Raw genomic sequence first — 18,860 nt, 5'->3', positions numbered from 1 at the left:
GGCATTATCGTATGGGAGCCGATGGCGCGCCATGCATGCTGGGACCGGCTTGTTGTAATAACCCTGCTACAAATATGAAGTCATACATATCAGTGGGTTATTGGGTTTTTTGCGGCCACGCAATCGTCGAAATGGGTCAATACTTGCGGCCTGACCTTCACAACGGGAGATGTAGCACGCATGGAAACCCCTTACTTCTGGACAGACGACGAGATGCTGGATATCGGCATCGATCAGTTGCTTCTTGCATCACGCCAGTGGTCAAGTAGGATTGAATCCTACCCTCCTTCGGCGAACTTCCACATGCGCTCAACCCTGCAAATGAGCATTACGTTGCCAATCGAAATGGCTGCCTTGGTCAAAGCCAAGGTCGCGGCCGGTGAATATGCATCCGAAAGTGAAGTGATCCGCGACGGCCTGAGGGTCTTGCTGGCCCGTGATCGCGCCATGGAAGACTGGCTGCGGGACGAGGTGATCCCAGCTGCGGCAGCCCTCAAGGCCGAGCCCGAGCGCGCGCTGTCCGTCGAACAGGTTCGAGAACACATGGCAGCCAAGCGTCAACGAAAAGGCACCGGGAAAGCGTGAGTTACGCGGTAGCCTTTTCGCCTGAAGCGTTGGCGCAACTCGACGCCCTTGAAGACTACATCAGCGATGCCGGTTCCCCCGTTGTAGCTGCACGCTTTATCGACAACCTCATCCGCTACTGCGAAAACCTTTGCCTGTTTCCCTTGCGCGGCAGCCGACGTGACGACCTGCTGAGCCACTTACGCATCACTCACTATCGACGTACCACCGTTATCGCATTCATGGTGGACTCCGATAACGAAACAGTGTCGATCCTGGGCTATTTTACGGCGGGCAGGACTACACAGCATTGTTGCAGGGGGATGGGGAGTAATCCCTTACCAATAAGAGTGATCAATGAACAAGACAGTTGGAAGAATGAACAGCGCTCCGCACCGAGCACTGAAGCCGGGGCTCTGGGTAATCGGCCTGTTGTGCATCGCCACCCTGGGGTTCTTTGCCTGGCAAAGCTTCTACCCTGTCAGCGCAGCCAGCGGCTGGAGCGTGCAGGTACTGCATCGCGATGTGCCGAAGGCTGCTTCACTGATGCCTCTGGCCGATGGTTCGTTGATGGTCAGCCAGGAACTCGATGACACCAAGGGCAGCATTGTGCGCATCCTCAAGGATGGCAGCCGTGAAGTGGTGGTGAGCAGCCTGTCCAAACCCGATGGTTTGTTCGCCACCCGCGGTGGTTGGGTATTCAGCCAGGAGTCCACCGACCTGCCCGTGAGTTTTCTCAAGGACGGTGTCGTCACCGAACTGTTCAGAGGCGAAAGCGTGCAGGGCCTGTGGGATGACGGTGACTACCTCTATGCCATCGAGGACCGCAAGCCTTTCGGACGACTATTGCGTTACCGCTGGAGCGACCAGTCCCTGACCGTACTGCGTGATCAGCTTCAGGAGGGCGAGTCCATTGTGCGTTGCACCGATGGGCGCATGCTCTACACCGAGAAGAAAAAAGGTGTGGTACGTGAACTGACGGAAGACGGAAGTGATCCGGTGGTGCTGGGCGGCTTTAACAAACCGACGTTTTTGATGTGTGACGAACGTGGGCTGTGGGTCAATGAGGACTCCACGCATCGGGCGAGGTTGTTGCTGATTGATAAGCTGGGGCACCAACGGACGATCTTATCGTTCCTGAAGGCGCCGCAGTCGATTGTGCCGACCGGTCGAGGGACCTATCTGCTGGCCGAGGGTGGGCGGGATCGGGTGTTGGAACTAGTACCCGACACAGGTAAATCCTTACCGTGAACATCGCACCACCGCCTCCTCCATAGGTTGAGGCGGTGCTCACAGGTTAACGCGGCTTCCACGCCTGCGGGCCATTAAAAAACGCCCGCGCATTGCTATCCAGCGTCTCCAGGTGATACCCACCCTCCTGCACGATCACACAGGGCAATCCCAACCCGCGAATGCACTCACCCAACCGTGCGAACCCTTCACGTGTAACGGCGACTTTGCTCTGCGGGTCCAACTCGTAGATATCGAAACCCAGTGACAGAACCAACACATCTGTCGAGAAGTTTTTCACCGCAGCCAAGGCCAGTTCCAGTTTTTCGAAGAACACCGCCTCGCTGGCACCGTGGGGCATTGGCAGGTTGAGATTAAAGCCTTCACCTGCTGCGCTACCGCGCTCTTCGGCGAAGCCGGCAACGCCAGGGTAGAAGTTGGTGGGGTCACCGTGAATCGAGACGTAAAGCACGTCGTCGCGGTCGTAGAAAATCTCCTGAATGCCTTGGCCGTGGTGCATGTCGGTGTCGAGCACGGCGACGCGCTGAAAACCTTGGCGCAATGCTTGTGCAGCAACTGCGGCATTGTTGATGTAACAAAATCCTCCTGCCGCATCGTAACGAGCATGATGGCCCGGTGGACGACAGAGAGCGTAGGCCGCCGGAGCGCCATCAAGAATGTCCTTGGCGGCAGCAACGGCGCTCTGGGCCGACCAATAGGCCGAGCGCCAGGTCAGTTCGCCAATCGGGCAACTGCCATCTGCCAGGTAGCGCGCCGCCTGGGCAAGGATGCCGCGCAGGGCGTTGGGCTCGCGCACGAAGATGTTGGACATGACTTCGTCACCCCAGTCTTCAGGGATTTCCTTCCAGCGTTGGTGGGCCTCCTGCAGGAAAGCCAGGTAGGACGCACCGTGTACGGCCAGCAATGGATCGAGGCCGTAGTCCTGCGGCTGCTGGATGTCGAAACCCAAGGTTTGCGCGGCCAACAGCAGGTTGCGAGCGCGCTCGGGAACCTCCTGCGGCGTGCGCATCTGGCCTCGGGAGTAGTAGCTGCGCGGATGATGCAGCAGTTGTTCGGGGTGGAAAAACGTACGCATAAAAAATCTCCTTACCAAACCTGGCCGGCGCGCTTCAACACGGCGTTGAGCAATACGTCGGCGCCCTGGCGCACATCCTCGGGCAACACGTCTTCGGCTTCGTTGTGACTGAGGCCGCCGACGCAAGGGATGAAGATCATCGCTGTCGGGCAATAGCGCGCCAGGTGGATGGCGTCGTGGCCGGCGCCGCTGACGATGCGTTGCTGGCTGTAACCCAGGGCATCCACAGCAGTTTGCACGCAGGTAACGCAGTCGGCGTCAAAAGGTGTGGCCGGGCTGATCCAGTGTGGGGTTACGGTCACGGACAATCCGCGTTGCTCGGCGATGGCCTGCAATTGTCGGCGCACCTGCTGCTCCATGGCGTCGATATCGCTGTCGCGGTGGTGACGCAAATCGACGGTGAAATTCAGTAGGCCAGGGATGGTGTTACGTGACGATTTGGCGATGCTCAATTCACCCACGGTGGTCAGACCTTCAGGGGCAAAATCCACCGCCAGGTTCTCCAACGCCTGGATCATCTGTGCGGCGCCATACAAGGCGTCTTTACGCAGCGGCATCGGCGTAGTGCCGGCGTGGGCGGCCATGCCCTCGACGCGCACATCCAGCCAGCGAATCGCCTGACCTCCGGTGACCACGCCGATGCTCTTGGCGTTGTCCTCAAGAATCGGACCCTGCTCGATATGCGCTTCGAAATACGCATCCACCGCGCTGCCCAAGGGGCGTGAGCCGTTGTAGCCGGTAGCACGCAAAGCCTCGGCCACACTGATGCCATCGACATCGGCGGTGGCCAGGGCCTTGTCCAGTGACAGGGTGCCGGTGAATACCGCCGAACCGAGCATGGCTGGCGTAAAACGCGCGCCCTCCTCGTTGGTCCATACCGCGATTTCCAGTGGCTTGCGTGTCTGGATCCCATGATCGTCAAGGCTACGGATCACCTCCAGACCCGCCAATACACCGTAGACGCCGTCGAAACGCCCACCTTCAGGTTGGGTGTCGAGGTGGCTGCCCATCATTACGGGCGCCGCGTCGTTGTCCGTGCCGGCACGACGGGCGAATAGATTGCCGACGGCATCCACGCTCAGGGTCAGCCCGGCGGCCGTGCACCAGTGGCTGAACAGTTCGCGACCGGCTTGGTCTTCGCCACTCAAGGCCAGGCGGCAACTGCCGCCGCGCGCCGTGGCGCCAATCTCGGCCATGGCCATCAGGCTGGCCCACAGGCGCTCGCCATTGATCTTCAACATTACAGACACTCCATCAAACACTATGGGCCATTTCATGGCGGTGGGCGGTGGCATGCCGACGCGACAACGCCAGCACACACACCAGCGAGACCGCCGCGATCAAGCTGTAGAACACTGCCATCGGCCACCATTGGCCTTGGTATTCGTGGGCCAGCCAGGTGCCGATCAACGGCGTAAGACCACCCGCCAGCGCACCGCAAACCTGGTAGGCCAGGGAGATCGCGGTGTAGCGCACGCGGGTTTCAAACAGGCCGCTGACGAAGCCGGCGATCACGGCATAAAACGAGGCCATGCACACCACCGCCAAGGCGATGCCGAGGATGATCAACGGCGCCTGGCCACTGCTGACCAATACGAACATGGGATAAGGCGAAGCCATGGCCAGCACCGTCATTGCGCACAGGAAACGCGTGGCACCAACCTTCTCCGCCACCCAGGCGGCCAGCGGCTGGACGCAGAACTGGATGATGGCGACAAAGAAAAGGCACTCAAGAATCAGCGAACGCGGTAGGCCCAGTTGCTGAGTGCTGTAGGCAATCATGAAAGTGTTGGTGAAATAGACGCCGGCAATGCCCAGGGTGTTGGCACCGATGCACAGCAGCAGTGGGCGCCAGGCGGTTCGCAACACCTCTATGACAGGCGCCTGGTCTTTCTTGATCGCCCGCGCTTTTTCCGCCAAGGCTTTGTCTTCAAGAAATTCTGGCGACTCATTCACGCCCAGGCGAATCGCCAGGCCGACCACCAACAGCAACGCACTGGCCAGGAACGGCACGCGCCAGCCCCAGCTCAATAACTCTTCTTCCGGCAGACGGGTGACCGCACTGAACGCGAGCAGCGACAGGATCAGCCCAGCCGGGCTGCCCAATTGCGCGAAGGAAGCGAAGAAGTTGCGGCGACCTTTCGGCGCATGCTCGCCCGCCATCAACACCGCACCGCCCCACTCGCCGCCAACGGCAATACCCTGCACTACGCGCAGCAGGATCAGCAGCACCGGCGCCGCGGCCCCGATCTGCGCATAGGTGGGTAGCAGACCGATACACACGGTCACCACGCCCATCATCACCAGGGTGATCACCAGGGATTTCTTGCGGCCAATCCGGTCACCGATGTGCCCGAACACAATGCCGCCCAACGGCCGTGCGAAGAAACCCACGGCAAAGGTGCCGAACGCCGCCATGGTGCTGAAGAGTTTGTCTTCGGAGGGGAAAAACAGTTGGCCAAACACCAGCGCTGCGGCAGTGGCGTAGATGTAAAAGTCGTACCACTCGATCATGGTGCCGATAAAAGCGGCGGCCGCAGCACGGCGGGGCTGGGGCAAAGCGGAAGGCTTCATGGGGCTGGCTCCTTTGGTTATTTTTTTGGCAGGAGAAAGGTCGAACGCATGCGCTCTGATGGCGCTTGTTGAGGGTGATTTATCGTCGCGGGGCTATGATTAGTCAATTTTCTATTTATTATTCCAATTATAAATCCTGCTTATTATCGAGCTGCGCCATGCCCGAAGCCCGCCGCGACATTCATCCCTTGCTCAACGACCGCCTGGACTGGAACCTGCTGCGCACTTTCCGTGTGATCGGCCAGGAGCTGAGCATCAGCCGCGCCGCCGCCCGCCTGCACCTGACCCAGCCGGCGATCAGCCAGGCGCTCAAGCGCCTGGAAGAACAACTCGACTGCCAGCTCATCGTCCGTCGTGGTCCGCGCTTTGTGTTGACGGAGGCCGGTGAGCAGATCTTCGCCATCGCCGGCGAGATGTACGGCCAGGTGTCGCAGATGAGCAATGCCCTGCAAAAACCGGGCGATGAGGTAATCGGCAAAGTGCGATTGCTGATGATCAGCCGCATCAATTCGGACACCTTCGATGAATTTCTGGCGGGGTTTCATCGTGAACATCCTCGGGTCGACCTGGAAGTCGAGGTAATGCGCAGCTCGGACATCGTCGCCGCACTCCTGGAAAAAACCGCGACCCTGGGTCTGAGCCTCAACCGTCGGCCGCAGCCACGCTTGGAACAACACCTGTTCCTGCGCCAGCGCTATGCGTTTTTTTGTGGGCGACACCATCCATTGTTCGGGCGCATCGGTTTGGCAGAGGGGGACCTGCAATCTGAGAACTTCGTCAGTTTTACCAGCGACCAGATTGGCGGGATGCTCTCGCCGTTAACGATTTTCCGGGATCAACAAGGGTTCAGTGGGCGGATTGTGGCGTCGTCTTCAAGCCTGGAAGAAGTGCGGCGATTGGTGATCGCCGGCTTCGGCCTGGGCTGCCTGCCGATCCATGTCGTCGCGGAAGATGTGAAAAACGGGCTGCTCTGGCGGTTACCACCGGATGAGGGAATAACGGACGTGGACATTCATCTACTGTGGAATCGGGAGCAGAAGATGAGCCGTGCAGAAACCGTGTTTATTCAGAGCCTGACCGCGCGCCTGGCTGACCACGGCGCGCACGTTGCTAAAAGTTGATGAACGCCGGCTGCTTGCACAGGGTTAGATTGCCGAGGTTCTCATTGATATCGAGCTTCGATGTGCCGATGTCGAATTGGTAATACACCTTCCAGGAAATCGCGGCACGGGTGCCGGTCGTGCAGAACTTGATCAACTTGGCTTTGCAGGTGGCCTCGTAATAGGTGCCGGCAAGCATGCGCGCCGGGCTGGCGCCTGGGTCTTTGGATTGGCAGGGACAGTGGGACAGAAACACCTCGGCTTTTGCCGGCGGACGACCGCGCAACGCGACGAAATTTTGCACGCATTCATCAAAGTGCTCGATCAACAACTCTTCGGCATGCCGGCTTTCGGCCTCCACCCCCCGTTGCGTTGCCAGGTCCCGCGCAATGGGCAGCAATTCAGCGTACTTCGCCTGGTGTATCTGCGGGGATGGCGGGACTTTGAGCAGTTGCGCACTGACCCTCAGCTTATTGCCCACAGCGCTGTTGGCGACCTGATCGCGTGATTGCCGACTGACAAATACATAGTAGCGGGCGCCTTCCAGGCTCAACACCAAACCGATCGCGCCCGGACGTTCACGAAGCGGCAACGCTTCGCTGAGTGTGTTCCGATAAACAAGCATGGACCTCTCCCAAATCAATCGATAACCCCGAACAGAACTCCAGCAGGTGCACGGGCGTCGGCAGTTCTATGGGGTTAACGGTTGAGGCGCTGTGTTTATTCCGTCGACATGCCTGGGCGTCCGATGTGGGTGAGCCTTTTACTCAGCTTCCCCGTTCTTTATTGGCCTGGGAGAGAACCGACGCGGCCAGGGATTTTGTGTCCTCACTGTACTTGTCGCTTTGAAGCACTTTCCCCGCCTTTTCTTCCAGCTCAGCGCTCGTCTGCTTCTCGGTACTGCGCTGAGCCAGCGCCGAAGCAGCAAGGCTTTTGGCAATGACTGAAGCGTCTGGATCATTGAGGGTATTGGCCGCCAGAGCCGCTATCTTGCCGGAGGTTTTTTTCGTGTTCTTGCTCATGATGCAATTCCTTTGCAGTGGGAAGCGCCTGATCGAGTGCGCTACCACAAAGTAATCAGTTGCCGGAGCCACTGCAATGCGCTGCCTGTAGGCAGCGTTGGGGAAGGCTGAATGAAAGGTGTATGGCTCACGTAGTGCGCGCTAGAGCGTCGCATCGATAGCACTGATGATTACTATCGAAACGAGCACCTGCCCGATTTTCAGCGCTGATTCCTATAATCGCCTCCACTTTCCTTCCCCCTCGCCTCGCTTCGGGCGACGTTCACCCTGGAACCCAACACCATGCCAAGTGCCAGCCAGGCCCCCCGCGGCCTTCCCGAACATAATCAACAGAGCGTCAAACAGCAGTGGCTGGCGATCCTCTCGGTCGCCGTGGGCGCCTTTGCCCTGGTGACCAGCGAGTTTCTACCGGTGGGCGTACTCAACGATGTGGCTGCGGACCTGGGCATCAGTGCCGGCCACGCAGGCCTGATGGTCACCCTGCCCGGCATCATGGCCGCGCTCGCCGCCCCTCTGCTGTCAGTGATCATTGGCGCTATGGATCGCCGCTACCTACTGATCGGCCTGACGCTGATCATGATCATCGCCAACATGGTCGTGGCTTTCGCCAGTGATTTCAGCCTTCTGCTATTCGGTCGCGTATTGCTGGGCATCAGCATCGGCGGTTTCTGGGCCACGGCCATCGCCCTCAGCGGCCGCCTGGCCCCCAGGGGCGTGGACGTGGCGAAGGCCACTTCAATCATCATGATGGGCGTGACACTGGCCACCGTACTCGGCGTGCCCGTCGGCACTTGGCTCAGCGGCCTGATGGGCTGGCGCATGACCTTCCTGGTCACCGCGCTGGTGGGCCTGCCAGTGCTGTTGGCACAGGTCCTCTTGCTCCCCATACTCAAGCCGGAAAAAGCCATTCTCGTCAGCGACCTGCCGGCGTTGTTCATCAACCCACGGGCTCGGGTCGGCTTGATCGCGGTACTGTTGATCGGCCTGGCGCATTTTGCCGCGTACACCTACGTCGCCCCCTTCTTCAAGAACAGCTCCGGCTTCGATGGCCCAACCATCGGCTCATTGCTGCTGATGTTTGGCATAGCCGGTGTGGCGGGTAACATTTTTGCCGGTTTCGCCGCCAACCGCAGCGTGCGCTACACCCTCCTGCTGGTCGCGCTGATGATCGGCACCAGCACCGCCCTGTTCCCCTACTTCGCCACCGGCCTGACGGGCGCCGCCATGCTGATCGCACTCTGGGGCTTCGCCTTCGGCGCCTTCCCGGCTTGCGCCAGTATCTGGATGTTCGTCGTAGCGCCCAAGGATGTGGAACGTGGTATGCCGCTGTTTGTCGCGTTGTTCCAGGTGATCATTGCGCTGGGGTCGTTCTTTGGCGGGCGGATCGTCGACCAGATGGGCAGCTCGGTGCTGTTGAGCCTGGCGACGGCGTTGGTGGGTGTGGGGTTTGTGACGGTGCTGGTGTTGGGGCGCAATGTCAGTAACAGCTTGGCGGCGCAGCCTGCCTAAGCCAGACAGCAGAAACGAAAAAGCCCCGTCGCTTATTCAGCGACGGGGCTTTTTCTATGTAATGGCGGAGAGATAGGGATTCGAACCCTAGGTACCGGTGAAGGTACAACGGATTTCGAATCCGTCCCATTCGGCCACTCTGGCATCTCTCCAACGGCGCGCATCATAACAGCGTGACTCAGGAAAGCAAAGCTCGAAGCGAGATTTTTTTCCGTGCTATCAGATGCTTGCGTCGATTAAAGCGGTACGCCCAGACGGTTGGCGACTTCTTCGTAGGCTTCGATGACGTCACCGAGGCCCTGGCGGAAGCGGTCCTTGTCCATCTTCTTCTTGGTGTCTTTGTCCCACAGGCGGCAGCCGTCCGGGCTGAATTCGTCGCCCAGGACGATGGAGCCGTCGTGGAACACGCCGAATTCCAGCTTGAAGTCCACCAGTAGCAGGCCTGCGTCGTCGAACAGTTTGCTCAGGACCTCGTTGACCTTGAGGGACAACTCTTTCATGCGCGCCAGTTGCTCAGCGGTGCCCCAGCCGAACGCCACGACGTGGGATTCGTTGATGAACGGGTCGCCCTTGGCGTCGTCCTTCAGGAACAGCTCGAAGGTGTAAGGGTTGAGCTTGAGGCCTTCTTCCACGCCCAGGCGCTTGACCAGGCTGCCGGCGGCGTAGTTACGCACGACGCACTCAACCGGGATCATGTCGAGCTTCTTGACCAGGCACTCGTTGTCGCCCAGCAGTTTGTCGAATTGGGTCGGAATGCCGGCCTCTTCGAGTTTCTGCATGATGAAGGCGTTGAACTTGTTGTTCACCATGCCTTTGCGGTCAAGTTGTTCGATGCGCTTGCCATCGAACGCCGAGGTGTCGTTGCGAAACAGCAGGATCAGGCGGTTGGCGTCGTCGGTCTTGTACACCGACTTGGCTTTGCCGCGGTAGAGTTCTTCACGTTTTTCCATGATGGGCTCCGCTTGCTAAATGGTGGGCTAGGCGATGTGTCGCCAGTCGAGCCCTGAATCTTGATCGGCCAGTTGCAGCCAGTCCGGGTCGCACCCAAGGGTGTCGACAAAACATTGCCGGGCCAGCTGCGGCAGGTTGTTCTTGCTGCTCAGGTGGGCCAGGACCAGGTGTTGCAAGTCTTGCCAGCCCAACTCATACACCAGGTACGCCGCCTGGTGGTTGTTCAAATGTCCCAGTTCGCCGCCCACCCGCTGCTTGAGAAAGTAGGGGTAATGACCGCGAGCCAGCAGATCCCGACAGTGGTTGGACTCGATCATCAAGGCATCGAGGTTCCGGTAACCGTCCAGCACCTTGGCGCAGTAGGAACCCAGGTCGGTGAGTACGCCGAAGCGTCGCTCACCATCACTGAAGACATATTGCGTCGGCTCCTGGGCGTCGTGCGCCACGGCAATCACCTCGATGCTCAAGGCACCGATTTGCAGCTGCTCGCCACCGGCCAGGAAACCTGCGGGTTCAATGGGTTTGCGCATCCCGCGCAAGGTGCCGCGACTGAGGTACACCGGAAGATTGTAGCGCCGAGACAGCAAACCCACGCCATGCACGTGGTCGGCATGTTCGTGGGTCACCAGAATCGCGCTCAACTGCGCGGGGTGAACCCCCAGGCGCAGCAGGCGCCGCTCGGTTTCTTTTAACGAGAAACCACAATCCACCAGCACATACGTGTCGTCATGTGCGACCAGCGTGCCGTTCCCTTGGCTACCGCTGCCGAGAACGGCAAAACGCATCGGATCAGCCCAGGTTGTCCTGAATCACGCCCAACACTTTGCGCGCTGTTTCAGCGGGCGCAACGGTGTTGATGTTCTTCTCGACGGTCACTTGTACGCTTTCGCCAACCTTGCTCAAACGAACCTGGTAACGCTCGGCACGGGTCTCGATTTCTTCCTTGGTCGGCTGGCTGCCGAACAGTTTGCTGAAGAAACCTGGCTCTTCATCTTTACGCTCGGCCTTTTCGGCCACGTTGATGTAGTACAGGCCCAGGCTGCGGTTGATGTCTTCTACACGCCAAGGGCCCTGCTCCAATGCACGGCCAACACTGGCCCAGGCACGGTCGAGGTCTTCACCCAGGTTCAGCACCACGTTGCCGCTGCCGTCTTCGCTGAGGCTGACGCGGCTCGGGGTGTCGTAATCCCGTGCGGCGAGCAGGGAAACCGAACCGCCCTTCTCGGAGATACGGCTCATGCTGGCCAGCATCTCGTCGACCAGTGCCGAGTCGACACCGGTGTTGACCGAACGGTTGGTGAAATCAACATTGGCGGTGCTGCCGGCCGGACGCTCGGCGCTGACCACGTAGACTTCACTGGTATTGCGCTGCACGCCTGGCTCAATGCGCACACGCACACGGGCTTCGCTGTCGGCGGCTACACCACCGGCCTGCAGGCGTTTGGCCATGGTGGCGGACAGCTCGCTGCCCTGCTGCCATGCGGTGGTGAATTCACCGGTCTGCGGGCGCTGCTCGTCGATGCGGAAACCATTGTCCTGGAAGAACTGCACGGCCACTGGCCAGACTTCGGCAGGTGGGCGCTGGGCCACGATCCAGCGGGAATCACCGCTCTTCTGCAGGCTGTAGTCGCTGGCATCCGCCACGGCCGAGATTGGCTGTGGACGCGGCACCACGTACTCACCCTTGGTGGTGTCGTCGGCGACGTTACGCGGAATCGGCAGCAACGGGTCAAGGCGCTTGGCGACGTTGACGCCCGGCGGCAATTCCATCGGTTTGGTAGGTTGGGCTTCCAGGTAATCGCTACCGCGGTCACGGAAGTAGCCTTCCGGGCCCCAAACCCAACCGCAGCCACTGGTGCTGGAGATAATCAAGGCAAGTGCGGAAAGTCCGGCCAATCGCTTCATGCGTAGTGCTTCCTCAATTAAACCAGGACGCCGGACTGGCGCAGGGCCTGTCGCAGCGGTTCGTGACAGGCTTCGCTGAGACGGGTGAGCGGCAGACGGATACCGTCCGGCATCATGCCCATTTCAGTCAGTGCCCACTTCACGGGAATAGGGTTGGATTCGATAAACAGTGTCTTGTTGAGCGGCATCAGCTTTTCGTGGATCGCGCGAGCGGTCACGGCGTCGCCGGCAATGGCGGCGGCGCACATTTCGCTCATGGCACGCGGGGCCACGTTGGCGGTCACGGAGATGTTGCCCTTGCCGCCCAGCAGGATCAGCTCTACGGCGGTGGCGTCGTCACCGGAATACACCAGGAAATCGCTGCTCACGCCGGCCAGGATGTCCTTGGCGCGTTGCAGGTCGCCGGTGGCTTCCTTGATACCGATGATGTTCGGCACGGTGGACAGGCGGATCACGGTCTCGGCCTTCATGTCGCACGCGGTGCGGCCTGGCACGTTGTAAAGGATCTGCGGAATGTCGACCGCTTCGGCGATGGCGCGGAAGTGCTGGTACAAGCCTTCCTGGGTTGGCTTGTTGTAGTACGGGGTCACCAGCAGGCAGGCATCGGCGCCGGCCTTCTTGGCGTTCTTGGTCAGCTCGATCGCTTCACGCGTCGAGTTGGCGCCCGTACCGGCGATCACGGCAATACGACCCGCGACGCGCTTGACCACGAATTCGATGACCTGGATGTGTTCTTCCACATCGAGGGTGGCCGATTCACCGGTGGTGCCGACCGCCACGATGGCGTTGGTGCCTTCTTGCAGGTGGAAGTCCACCAGTTTGCCCAGGCTGTCCCAGTCGAGATGACCTTGTGCATCCATGGGTGTGACCAGTGCCACCATACTGCCCGCAATCATGCAACCGCTCCTGCCGGAAAAAGAGAGCCGTAATGGTACTGGCGCCAAGATGCTTGCACAAGCGAAGTACCGCCTGAGGATGCGTTATGGCGCAACTAAACGACGGGCAATGCCATCATTGGGCCAAAGCCTGCCTTGGAGCACGGTGAAATCGAGCCGATCACGCAATGAAAACGCCACCTCCTATCCCTTGGCGACGGTTTTCGCTACCCTTCATCCTTTGATCGATACAGCCCGCACAGTATCGACCGCTCATCGTTTTAGGAAGGCTGCATGTCCACCCCCACAGTTCGCGAACAATTCCTTGTTATCAGTGCCCTCGGCGCCAACCCCATGGAGCTGACCAACGTCCTGTGCCGCGCCAGCCATGAAAACCGCTGCGCCGTCGTGACCTCCCGCCTGACCCGCCACGGCGAGTGCAGCGCGCTGGTCCTGCAGATCTCCGGCTCCTGGGACGCCCTGGCGCGCCTGGAAACCGGCCTGCCAGGCCTGGCCAAGAAGCATGACTTCACAGTCAATGTGGTGCGCAGTGCCGCCCTGGAGAATCGTCCCCAGGCCCTGCCTTATGTGGCGTACGTCAGCTCGGCCTATCGTTCGGACATCGTCAACGAGCTGTGCCAGTTCTTCATCGACCACAACGTCGAGCTGGAGAACCTGACCTGCGACACCTACCAGGCCCCGCAAACCGGCGGCACCATGCTGAACGCCACGTTTACCGTGACCTTGCCGGCCGGCGTGCAGATCAGCTGGCTGCGCGACCAGTTCCTGGATTTCGCCGATGCCCTGAACCTCGACGCACTGATCGAGCCATGGCGCCCACAGAACCCAATGTAAGGAAGTTTTCATGGCGGTAGTCATCGACAAACCCGTAGCCGATTTCGAAGCCCAGGCCACCAGCGGCCAGACCTTCAGCCTTGCAGCCCTCAAGGGCAAGCAAGTGGTGATCTACTTCTACCCGAAGGACAGCACGCCCGGCTGCACCACCGAAGGCCAGGGGTTCCGCGACCAGTACGCGGCATTCAAGGCGGCCAACACCGAAGTGTTTGGTGTGTCGCGGGACAGCGTGAAGTCCCACGAGAACTTCAAGGGCAAGCAGGCATTCCCCTTCGAGCTGATCAGCGACAAGGACGAAGCAGTCTGCCAGCTGTTTGATGTGATCAAGTTGAAGAAGCTGTACGGCAAGGAATACCTGGGTGTGGATCGCAGCACCTTTCTGATCGACAAGGATGGAGTGTTGCGTCAGGAATGGCGTGGCGTGAAAGTGCCAGGGCATGTGGATGCTGTTTTGGCAGCAGCGCAGGCGTTGAACAAAGCATAAATTGTGGCGAGGGAGCTTGCTCCCGCTGGACCGGGCTGGCGCTCCAGTGCGAAGCGCTCCCAGCTTTTTTGGGGCCGCTGCGCAGCCCAGCGGGAGCAAGCTCCCTCGCCACAGAAGGCTACACTGCTACAACATTGGTGCTACCACTGGTTCTTGCCGAGGCCAAGCATCCAGCACCGCCTTGAACAGCGTCGCCAGGGGGATCGCGAAGAACACACCCCAAAACCCCCACAGCCCACCGAACAACAACACCGCGCAGATGATCGCTACCGGGTGCAGGTTGACGGCCTCCGAGAACAGCAGCGGCACCAGCACGTTGCCGTCCAGGGTCTGGATGATCCCGTACACCGCCATCAGGTAGATGAACTGGTCGCTCCAGCCCCACTGGAACAGCGCAATCAGCGCCACCGGCACGGTCACCACAACGGCGCCGACGTACGGCACCACCACCGAAATCCCCACCAGCAACGCCAGCAAGGCCGCGTAGTTCAGGTCCAGGGCAATGAAGGCGATATAAGTCACGCCCCCGCAGATAATGATCTCGATGACCTTGCCGCGAATGTAGTTGGCAATCTGCCGGTTCATTTCCTCCGCCACCCGGGTAATCAACGCACGTTCGCGCGGTAGGTAGCCACGCACCCAGCGGCCAATCATGGCGCGGTCCTTGAGGAAGAAGAACACCAGGATCGGCACCAGTACCAGGTAGATCATGATGTTGACCAGCAACGGCAGGCTGGACAGGGAAAAGGTCAGTGCCCATTGCCCGAATTTTCCGATCTCGCCGCGTGCCGCTTCGATGGCCTGCAACACCTGTTCGTCCGAGACCAGATGCGGGTAGCGCTCCGGCAACAGCAGCAACAGTGACTGCCATTTGGCAAGCATGCCCGGCAGTTCGTTGAACAGCGTGATCAACTGATGCCACAGTAACGGCAGTACCACCACGATAAACAGCACCAGCAGCCCCATGAACAAGGCGAACACCAGGCCCACGGCGGCTCCGCCTGGCAAGCGCAAGCGCTCCAGTGTGGTGACCAAGCCTTGCATCAGATACGCCAATACCATCCCCGCCAGTACCGGCGCCAGCATGCCGCCCAAGGTGAGCACGGCCGTAAAGGCCAGAAACAGCAGGACCGCCAGCACCACGGCCTCCTCATCAGAGAAGTAGCGCTGGATCCAGTCTCGTAACACTTTGAACATCAATCAACCTCGGCGGGTGGGGGCAAACGGTTCAAGCCTTGCGCAACCAGTAACGGTACACGCCGCCAGCATCTTCTTCATGCAACAGCGCGTGGCCGGCCAGCTTGGCAAAGGTGCGAAAATCACGCTGGGAGCCCGCGTCCGTGGCGATCACCTTGAGCACTGCGCCACTGGCCAATCGATTGAGCTCCAGCTTGGCCTTGAGCAAAGGCAACGGGCAATTGAGGCCGCTGGCATTGAGTTCGGCATCAAAGGCTACAGCGTCGGTCATGGTTTACTCCAGGCAAGCATCGGGGATGCTTAGAATATCTGGTCCGAAGCTCAGTGTCCGGCTACAGTAAGCTCTTTGTCGAAAGGCTTTGTGCATGACTTTTTTGCGCCCTACCCTGCTGACGCTGGCTTGCCTGCTGGCCTCCCCAGGCTTCGCTGACGACCTGCCGTCACTCGGCGACGCCAGTTCTGCCATTGTCTCGCCACAACAGGAATACCAGTTGGGTCGCGCCTGGCTGGCCTACCTTCGAGGCCAAGTCTCGCAACTCAACGATCCGCAGCTCAAGGACTACGTCGAAACCAGCGTGTACAAGCTGGTGGAAACCAGCCAGGTCAACGACCGGCGCCTGGAGTTCATCCTGATCAACAGCCCGCAATTGAACGCCTTTGCCGCGCCTGGCGGGATTGTCGGGGTCAACGGCGGCCTGTTCCTCAACGCCCAGACCGAAGGGGAGTACGCCTCGGTACTGGCTCACGAATTGGCGCACTTATCCCAACGCCACTTCGCCCGTGGCGTGGAAGCCCAGCAGCGCATGCAGATCCCGATGATGGCGGCCCTGCTGGGTGGCATCATTGCCGCAGCAGCCGGCGCGGGCGACGCGGGTATTGCCGCCATTGCCGGCACCCAGGCCGCTGCTATCCAGGAACAACGCCGATTCTCGCGTCAGAACGAACAAGAGGCCGACCGTATCGGCATCCTCAACCTGGAAAAAGCCGGTTACGACCCGCGGTCCATGCCGACCATGTTCGAACGCCTGATGCGCCAATACCGCTTCGATGCCAAGCCGCCGGAATTCCTGCTGACCCACCCAGTCACCGAATCGCGTATTGCCGACACCCGCAACCGCGCCGAGCAAGCTAAAGCCGGCGGCAAGGAAGACAGCCTGCGTTATCAACTGATTCGCGCACGGGTGCAGCTGCAATACGAAGACACGTCAGGACTCGCTGCCAAGCGCTTCCAGGCGCAGTTGGACGAAAACCCGAAAAACGATGTGGCGCGTTATGGCCTGGCTATCGCCCAGATCAAGGGTTCTCAGTTCAAGCAAGCACGTGAAAACCTGACAGCGTTACTGGCCAAGGCGCCGAACGACATCACCTACAACCTGGCGCTGATCCAGCTTGAGATAGACAACAACCATCTGCCTGATGCCCAGCAACGTACTGATCGAATGCTGACTCAGTATCCGGGCAACTACCCACTGAATCAGCTACGCGTGGATCTTCTGCTCAAGCAGAACCGTACCGCCGATGCGGAAAAGGCGCTGGACAGCTTGCTCAAGTCTCGTCCGGATGATCCGGACGTCTGGTACCAGGTCGCAGAGACACGCGGCTTGTCCGGCAATATTATCGGCCTGCACCAAGCCCGCGCCGAATACTTTGCCCTAGTGGGTGACTTTCAACAGGCCATCCAGCAGTTGGACTTTGCCAAGCGTCGCGCCGGCAACAACTTCCCGCTGTCGTCGCGCATCGACGCCCGTCAACGCGAACTGATCGAGCAGGAACGCCTGGTCAAAGGGATGATGAGCTAAACCTCTCGCCCACAAAAAAGCCCCGCCCTCGTTTAACGAAGGCGGGGCTTTTTGTTTCTACCGACTTATTCGGCGAGCTTGAAGGTAATGAAGCTTGCACGCCCCTGACGCAGCACGCGCATCGACACCGAACGATTCTTCGGCAACGCCTTGGCGATGTCGGTGAATTGCTTGGTGCTGTCGATAGCCTGGTTGTTCAGGTGGGTAATGACGTCACCCGGCTGCAGACCGATCAGGGAGGCAGGACCGTCCTGCACCTCCTTGATCACTACACCACTCTTGAGGTCGAAGGTTTTCTTCTGCTCATCGGTCAGCTCGGCCACGGCAATGCCCAGGCGGTTGCTGCTGCGCTCAGCACCTGGCTTGGCGTTGCCCAGAGCATCCAGGGTTGCGCCCTCTTCAGGGATGGCCCCCACGGTCAGCTCAACGGTCTGGCGCTTGCCTTCACGAATGACTTCCAGTTTGGCCTTGCTGCCGGCCTTGAGAGCACCGACCAGGTGCGGCAGGTCAGCCGACATGACAATCGGCTGGCCGTTCATGCTCAGGATCACGTCGCCGACCTGCAGGCCACCTTTGGCAGCCGGGCCGTCGTCCTGGATCTGCGCGACCAGGGCACCGGCCGGCTTGTCGAGACCGAAGGATTCAGCCAGGTCTTTGTTCACTTCCTGGATCACCACGCCCAACCAGCCACGGCTGACTTTGCCGCCGCTTTTCAATTGGTTGGAAACATCCATGGCGACGTCGATCGGGATAGCGAACGACACGCCCATGAAACCGCCGGAACGGGTGTAGATCTGCGAGTTGATGCCTACCACTTCGCCCGCCAGGTTGAACAGCGGACCACCGGAGTTACCCGGATTGATCGGCACGTCAGTCTGGATGAATGGCACGTAGTTCTCGTTCGGCAGGCTGCGGCCGATGGCGCTGACAATACCTTGGGTCACAGTGTGGTCAAAACCAAACGGCGAACCGATGGCGACGACCCACTGCCCGGCCTTCAGGTCCTGGGATTTACCCAGTTTCAACACCGGCAGGTCCTTGCCTTCGATCTTCAGCAAGGCCACGTCGGAACGTGGATCGGTGCCCACCAGCTTGGCTTTCAGTTCACTGCGATCCGCCAGGCGCACGAGAATTTCATCGGCGTCAGCAATCACGTGGTTATTGGTGAGGATGTAGCCATCCGGCGAGATGATGAAGCCCGAGCCCAGGGACTGAGCCTCACGCTGGCCACCACCGCCACCACGAGGTGCGCGCGGTTGCGGCATGCCACGCTCGAAGAACTCGCGCAACATCGGCGGCAGGCCTTCCAGGTCCGGCATCTGCTGATTGGAGACTTTGCGATCCGGCAGTTTTTGCGTGGTACTGATGTTCACCACGGCCGGCGAGGCCTGCTCAACCAATTGGGTGAAGTCAGGCAGCTCGGCCGCTTGCGCGGGCAAGGCCTGACCCAGCACCAATACCGTGGCGACTATGGATAGGTAAGACTTCAAACGTGGTATCGACATACAGCTCCCGTTACGACGAGCAGGGTTGAGCGACAGGGTTCAAGAAACGCCGAAAACTGCGACCGACATCTTTGTTCCGCGAACAAAACAAGGCCAGAGCCGACAAGCCCTGACCTATAAAAAACATAAGAGATTTTTGCAAGTGAAAATGCTGATCCAGACATTTCATGCTCTCGACAGCCAACCTGGCATGC

The 18,860-nt window shown here is 59.8% G+C and carries 19 protein-coding genes, 1 tRNA gene and 1 pseudogene; 8 read left to right on the top strand and 13 right to left on the bottom strand.

Translation table 11 applies throughout. From position 1 onward, the window contains the following. Nucleotides 1–303: 303 nt before the first annotated feature. The 3 genes and pseudogenes from CI807_RS14300 to CI807_RS14290 all read left to right on the top strand — a co-directional run bounded on the left by CI807_RS14300 (nt 304) and on the right by CI807_RS14290 (nt 1,815). Entirely contained in the window at nt 304–585 is a 282-nt protein-coding gene (locus CI807_RS14300) for a type II toxin-antitoxin system ParD family antitoxin (protein WP_177409629.1), read from the top strand. After that, nucleotides 582–898, top strand: a pseudogene (locus tag CI807_RS14295) (type II toxin-antitoxin system RelE/ParE family toxin). Before CI807_RS14300 ends, CI807_RS14295 begins: the two are co-directional and overlap by 4 nt. Nucleotides 899–942: 44 nt before the next feature. After that, nucleotides 943–1,815 carry a hypothetical protein gene (locus CI807_RS14290; RefSeq protein ID WP_095015090.1) on the top strand — a complete coding sequence of 291 codons (873 nt, stop codon included), beginning with the start codon at nt 943–945 and terminating at the stop codon, nt 1,813–1,815. Nucleotides 1,816–1,861: 46 nt separating this feature from the next. Here CI807_RS14290 and CI807_RS14285 read toward each other — a convergent pair whose 3' ends face one another. From CI807_RS14285 to CI807_RS14275, 3 genes are read right to left on the bottom strand one after another with little or no spacing between them, the layout of a single operon-like run. Then, entirely contained in the window at nt 1,862–2,890 is a 1,029-nt protein-coding gene (locus CI807_RS14285; protein WP_095015089.1) for a histone deacetylase family protein, read from the bottom strand. Nucleotides 2,891–2,901: 11 nt separating this feature from the next. Continuing rightward, complete coding sequence (locus CI807_RS14280; RefSeq protein ID WP_095015088.1) at nt 2,902–4,131, bottom strand: Zn-dependent hydrolase; 1,230 nt, start codon at nt 4,129–4,131, stop codon at nt 2,902–2,904. Nucleotides 4,132–4,144: 13 nt separating this feature from the next. After that, entirely contained in the window at nt 4,145–5,464 is a 1,320-nt protein-coding gene (locus tag CI807_RS14275) for an MFS transporter (protein WP_095015087.1), read from the bottom strand. Nucleotides 5,465–5,622: 158 nt separating this feature from the next. Here CI807_RS14275 and CI807_RS14270 point away from each other — a divergent pair, with 158 nt between their 5' ends. Next, nucleotides 5,623–6,585: a LysR family transcriptional regulator gene (locus CI807_RS14270; RefSeq protein ID WP_095015086.1), complete on the top strand. Its 963-nt coding sequence runs from the start codon at nt 5,623–5,625 to the stop codon at nt 6,583–6,585. Here the strand turns inward: CI807_RS14270 and CI807_RS14265 are convergent. Both CI807_RS14265 and CI807_RS14260 read right to left on the bottom strand, forming a co-directional pair. Beyond that, nucleotides 6,575–7,189, bottom strand: a complete 615-nt coding sequence (locus CI807_RS14265; protein ID WP_095015085.1) for a hypothetical protein — start codon at nt 7,187–7,189, stop codon at nt 6,575–6,577. The genes CI807_RS14270 and CI807_RS14265 overlap by 11 nt on opposite strands. A 142-nt stretch (nt 7,190–7,331) precedes the next feature. Next, nucleotides 7,332–7,586: a hypothetical protein gene (locus CI807_RS14260; protein WP_016975185.1), complete on the bottom strand. Its 255-nt coding sequence runs from the start codon at nt 7,584–7,586 to the stop codon at nt 7,332–7,334. A gap of 282 nt (nt 7,587–7,868) precedes the next feature. On the opposite strand from CI807_RS14260, the gene CI807_RS14255 reads away from it, so the two are divergent. After that, nucleotides 7,869–9,095 carry an MFS transporter gene (locus CI807_RS14255; RefSeq protein ID WP_095015084.1) on the top strand — a complete coding sequence of 409 codons (1,227 nt, stop codon included), beginning with the start codon at nt 7,869–7,871 and terminating at the stop codon, nt 9,093–9,095. A gap of 62 nt (nt 9,096–9,157) precedes the next feature. On the opposite strand, the gene CI807_RS14250 is transcribed toward CI807_RS14255, so the two are convergent. The 5 genes from CI807_RS14250 to dapA form a co-directional block, all read right to left on the bottom strand. After that, nucleotides 9,158–9,247, bottom strand: a tRNA-Ser gene (locus CI807_RS14250). A gap of 84 nt (nt 9,248–9,331) precedes the next feature. Next, entirely contained in the window at nt 9,332–10,045 is a 714-nt protein-coding gene (purC, locus tag CI807_RS14245; protein ID WP_028619348.1) for a phosphoribosylaminoimidazolesuccinocarboxamide synthase, read from the bottom strand. A 27-nt stretch (nt 10,046–10,072) separates the two neighbouring features. Beyond that, nucleotides 10,073–10,831: an MBL fold metallo-hydrolase gene (locus CI807_RS14240; protein WP_016975176.1), complete on the bottom strand. Its 759-nt coding sequence runs from the start codon at nt 10,829–10,831 to the stop codon at nt 10,073–10,075. Nucleotides 10,832–10,835: 4 nt separating this feature from the next. Continuing rightward, nucleotides 10,836–11,951 carry an outer membrane protein assembly factor BamC gene (bamC, locus tag CI807_RS14235; RefSeq protein ID WP_095015083.1) on the bottom strand — a complete coding sequence of 372 codons (1,116 nt, stop codon included), beginning with the start codon at nt 11,949–11,951 and terminating at the stop codon, nt 10,836–10,838. A gap of 17 nt (nt 11,952–11,968) precedes the next feature. Beyond that, complete coding sequence (gene dapA, locus CI807_RS14230) at nt 11,969–12,847, bottom strand: 4-hydroxy-tetrahydrodipicolinate synthase (protein ID WP_016975174.1); 879 nt, start codon at nt 12,845–12,847, stop codon at nt 11,969–11,971. Between the two features lie 273 nt (nt 12,848–13,120). Between dapA and CI807_RS14225 the strand changes: the two genes are divergently transcribed. Both CI807_RS14225 and CI807_RS14220 read left to right on the top strand, forming a co-directional pair. Further along, complete coding sequence (locus tag CI807_RS14225; protein WP_003189463.1) at nt 13,121–13,681, top strand: glycine cleavage system protein R; 561 nt, start codon at nt 13,121–13,123, stop codon at nt 13,679–13,681. 10 nt (nt 13,682–13,691) lie between these two features. After that, the gene (locus CI807_RS14220) at nt 13,692–14,165 is read left to right on the top strand and encodes a peroxiredoxin (protein WP_016975173.1); all 474 of its coding nucleotides are present in this window, start codon (nt 13,692–13,694) and stop codon (nt 14,163–14,165) included. A gap of 126 nt (nt 14,166–14,291) precedes the next feature. On the opposite strand, the gene CI807_RS14215 is transcribed toward CI807_RS14220, so the two are convergent. Then, nucleotides 14,292–15,362 carry an AI-2E family transporter gene (locus tag CI807_RS14215; protein ID WP_016975172.1) on the bottom strand — a complete coding sequence of 357 codons (1,071 nt, stop codon included), beginning with the start codon at nt 15,360–15,362 and terminating at the stop codon, nt 14,292–14,294. Between the two features lie 31 nt (nt 15,363–15,393). Next, nucleotides 15,394–15,633: a sulfurtransferase TusA family protein gene (locus CI807_RS14210; protein WP_095015082.1), complete on the bottom strand. Its 240-nt coding sequence runs from the start codon at nt 15,631–15,633 to the stop codon at nt 15,394–15,396. A gap of 94 nt (nt 15,634–15,727) precedes the next feature. Between CI807_RS14210 and CI807_RS14205 the strand changes: the two genes are divergently transcribed. Continuing rightward, on the top strand, nt 15,728–17,161 hold the full coding sequence (locus tag CI807_RS14205; RefSeq protein WP_016975171.1) for a M48 family metalloprotease: 1,434 nt from the start codon (nt 15,728–15,730) through the stop codon (nt 17,159–17,161). 65 nt (nt 17,162–17,226) lie between these two features. Here CI807_RS14205 and CI807_RS14200 read toward each other — a convergent pair whose 3' ends face one another. Further along, the gene (locus tag CI807_RS14200) at nt 17,227–18,666 is read right to left on the bottom strand and encodes a DegQ family serine endoprotease (RefSeq protein ID WP_016975170.1); all 1,440 of its coding nucleotides are present in this window, start codon (nt 18,664–18,666) and stop codon (nt 17,227–17,229) included. Nucleotides 18,667–18,860: the final 194 nt, after the last annotated feature.

It is taken from the genome of Pseudomonas sp. NS1(2017), assembly GCF_002269425.1.
GTDB lineage: Bacteria > Pseudomonadota > Gammaproteobacteria > Pseudomonadales > Pseudomonadaceae > Aquipseudomonas > Aquipseudomonas reactans.
This window is presented reverse-complemented; position numbering and strand designations above follow the sequence as displayed.

What these genes read in the sequence shown, in the direction of transcription:
- CI807_RS14205 (WP_016975171.1), top strand. Translation starts at nt 15,728, where the DNA reads ATGACTTTTTTGCGCCCTACCCTGCTGACGCTGGCTTGCCTGCTGGCC.
- CI807_RS14210 (WP_095015082.1), bottom strand. Translation starts at nt 15,633, where the DNA reads ATGACCGACGCTGTAGCCTTTGATGCCGAACTCAATGCCAGCGGCCTC.
- CI807_RS14275 (WP_095015087.1), bottom strand. Translation starts at nt 5,464, where the DNA reads ATGAAGCCTTCCGCTTTGCCCCAGCCCCGCCGTGCTGCGGCCGCCGCT.
- CI807_RS14280 (WP_095015088.1), bottom strand. Translation starts at nt 4,131, where the DNA reads ATGTTGAAGATCAATGGCGAGCGCCTGTGGGCCAGCCTGATGGCCATG.
- CI807_RS14260 (WP_016975185.1), bottom strand. Translation starts at nt 7,586, where the DNA reads ATGAGCAAGAACACGAAAAAAACCTCCGGCAAGATAGCGGCTCTGGCG.
- CI807_RS14200 (WP_016975170.1), bottom strand. Translation starts at nt 18,666, where the DNA reads ATGTCGATACCACGTTTGAAGTCTTACCTATCCATAGTCGCCACGGTA.
- bamC (WP_095015083.1), bottom strand. Translation starts at nt 11,951, where the DNA reads ATGAAGCGATTGGCCGGACTTTCCGCACTTGCCTTGATTATCTCCAGC.
- CI807_RS14225 (WP_003189463.1), top strand. Translation starts at nt 13,121, where the DNA reads ATGTCCACCCCCACAGTTCGCGAACAATTCCTTGTTATCAGTGCCCTC.
- CI807_RS14240 (WP_016975176.1), bottom strand. Translation starts at nt 10,831, where the DNA reads ATGCGTTTTGCCGTTCTCGGCAGCGGTAGCCAAGGGAACGGCACGCTG.
- CI807_RS14215 (WP_016975172.1), bottom strand. Translation starts at nt 15,362, where the DNA reads ATGTTCAAAGTGTTACGAGACTGGATCCAGCGCTACTTCTCTGATGAG.
- CI807_RS14285 (WP_095015089.1), bottom strand. Translation starts at nt 2,890, where the DNA reads ATGCGTACGTTTTTCCACCCCGAACAACTGCTGCATCATCCGCGCAGC.
- CI807_RS14270 (WP_095015086.1), top strand. Translation starts at nt 5,623, where the DNA reads ATGCCCGAAGCCCGCCGCGACATTCATCCCTTGCTCAACGACCGCCTG.
- CI807_RS14220 (WP_016975173.1), top strand. Translation starts at nt 13,692, where the DNA reads ATGGCGGTAGTCATCGACAAACCCGTAGCCGATTTCGAAGCCCAGGCC.
- CI807_RS14255 (WP_095015084.1), top strand. Translation starts at nt 7,869, where the DNA reads ATGCCAAGTGCCAGCCAGGCCCCCCGCGGCCTTCCCGAACATAATCAA.
- purC (WP_028619348.1), bottom strand. Translation starts at nt 10,045, where the DNA reads ATGGAAAAACGTGAAGAACTCTACCGCGGCAAAGCCAAGTCGGTGTAC.
- dapA (WP_016975174.1), bottom strand. Translation starts at nt 12,847, where the DNA reads ATGATTGCGGGCAGTATGGTGGCACTGGTCACACCCATGGATGCACAA.
- CI807_RS14265 (WP_095015085.1), bottom strand. Translation starts at nt 7,189, where the DNA reads ATGCTTGTTTATCGGAACACACTCAGCGAAGCGTTGCCGCTTCGTGAA.
- CI807_RS14300 (WP_177409629.1), top strand. Translation starts at nt 304, where the DNA reads ATGCGCTCAACCCTGCAAATGAGCATTACGTTGCCAATCGAAATGGCT.
- CI807_RS14290 (WP_095015090.1), top strand. Translation starts at nt 943, where the DNA reads ATGAACAGCGCTCCGCACCGAGCACTGAAGCCGGGGCTCTGGGTAATC.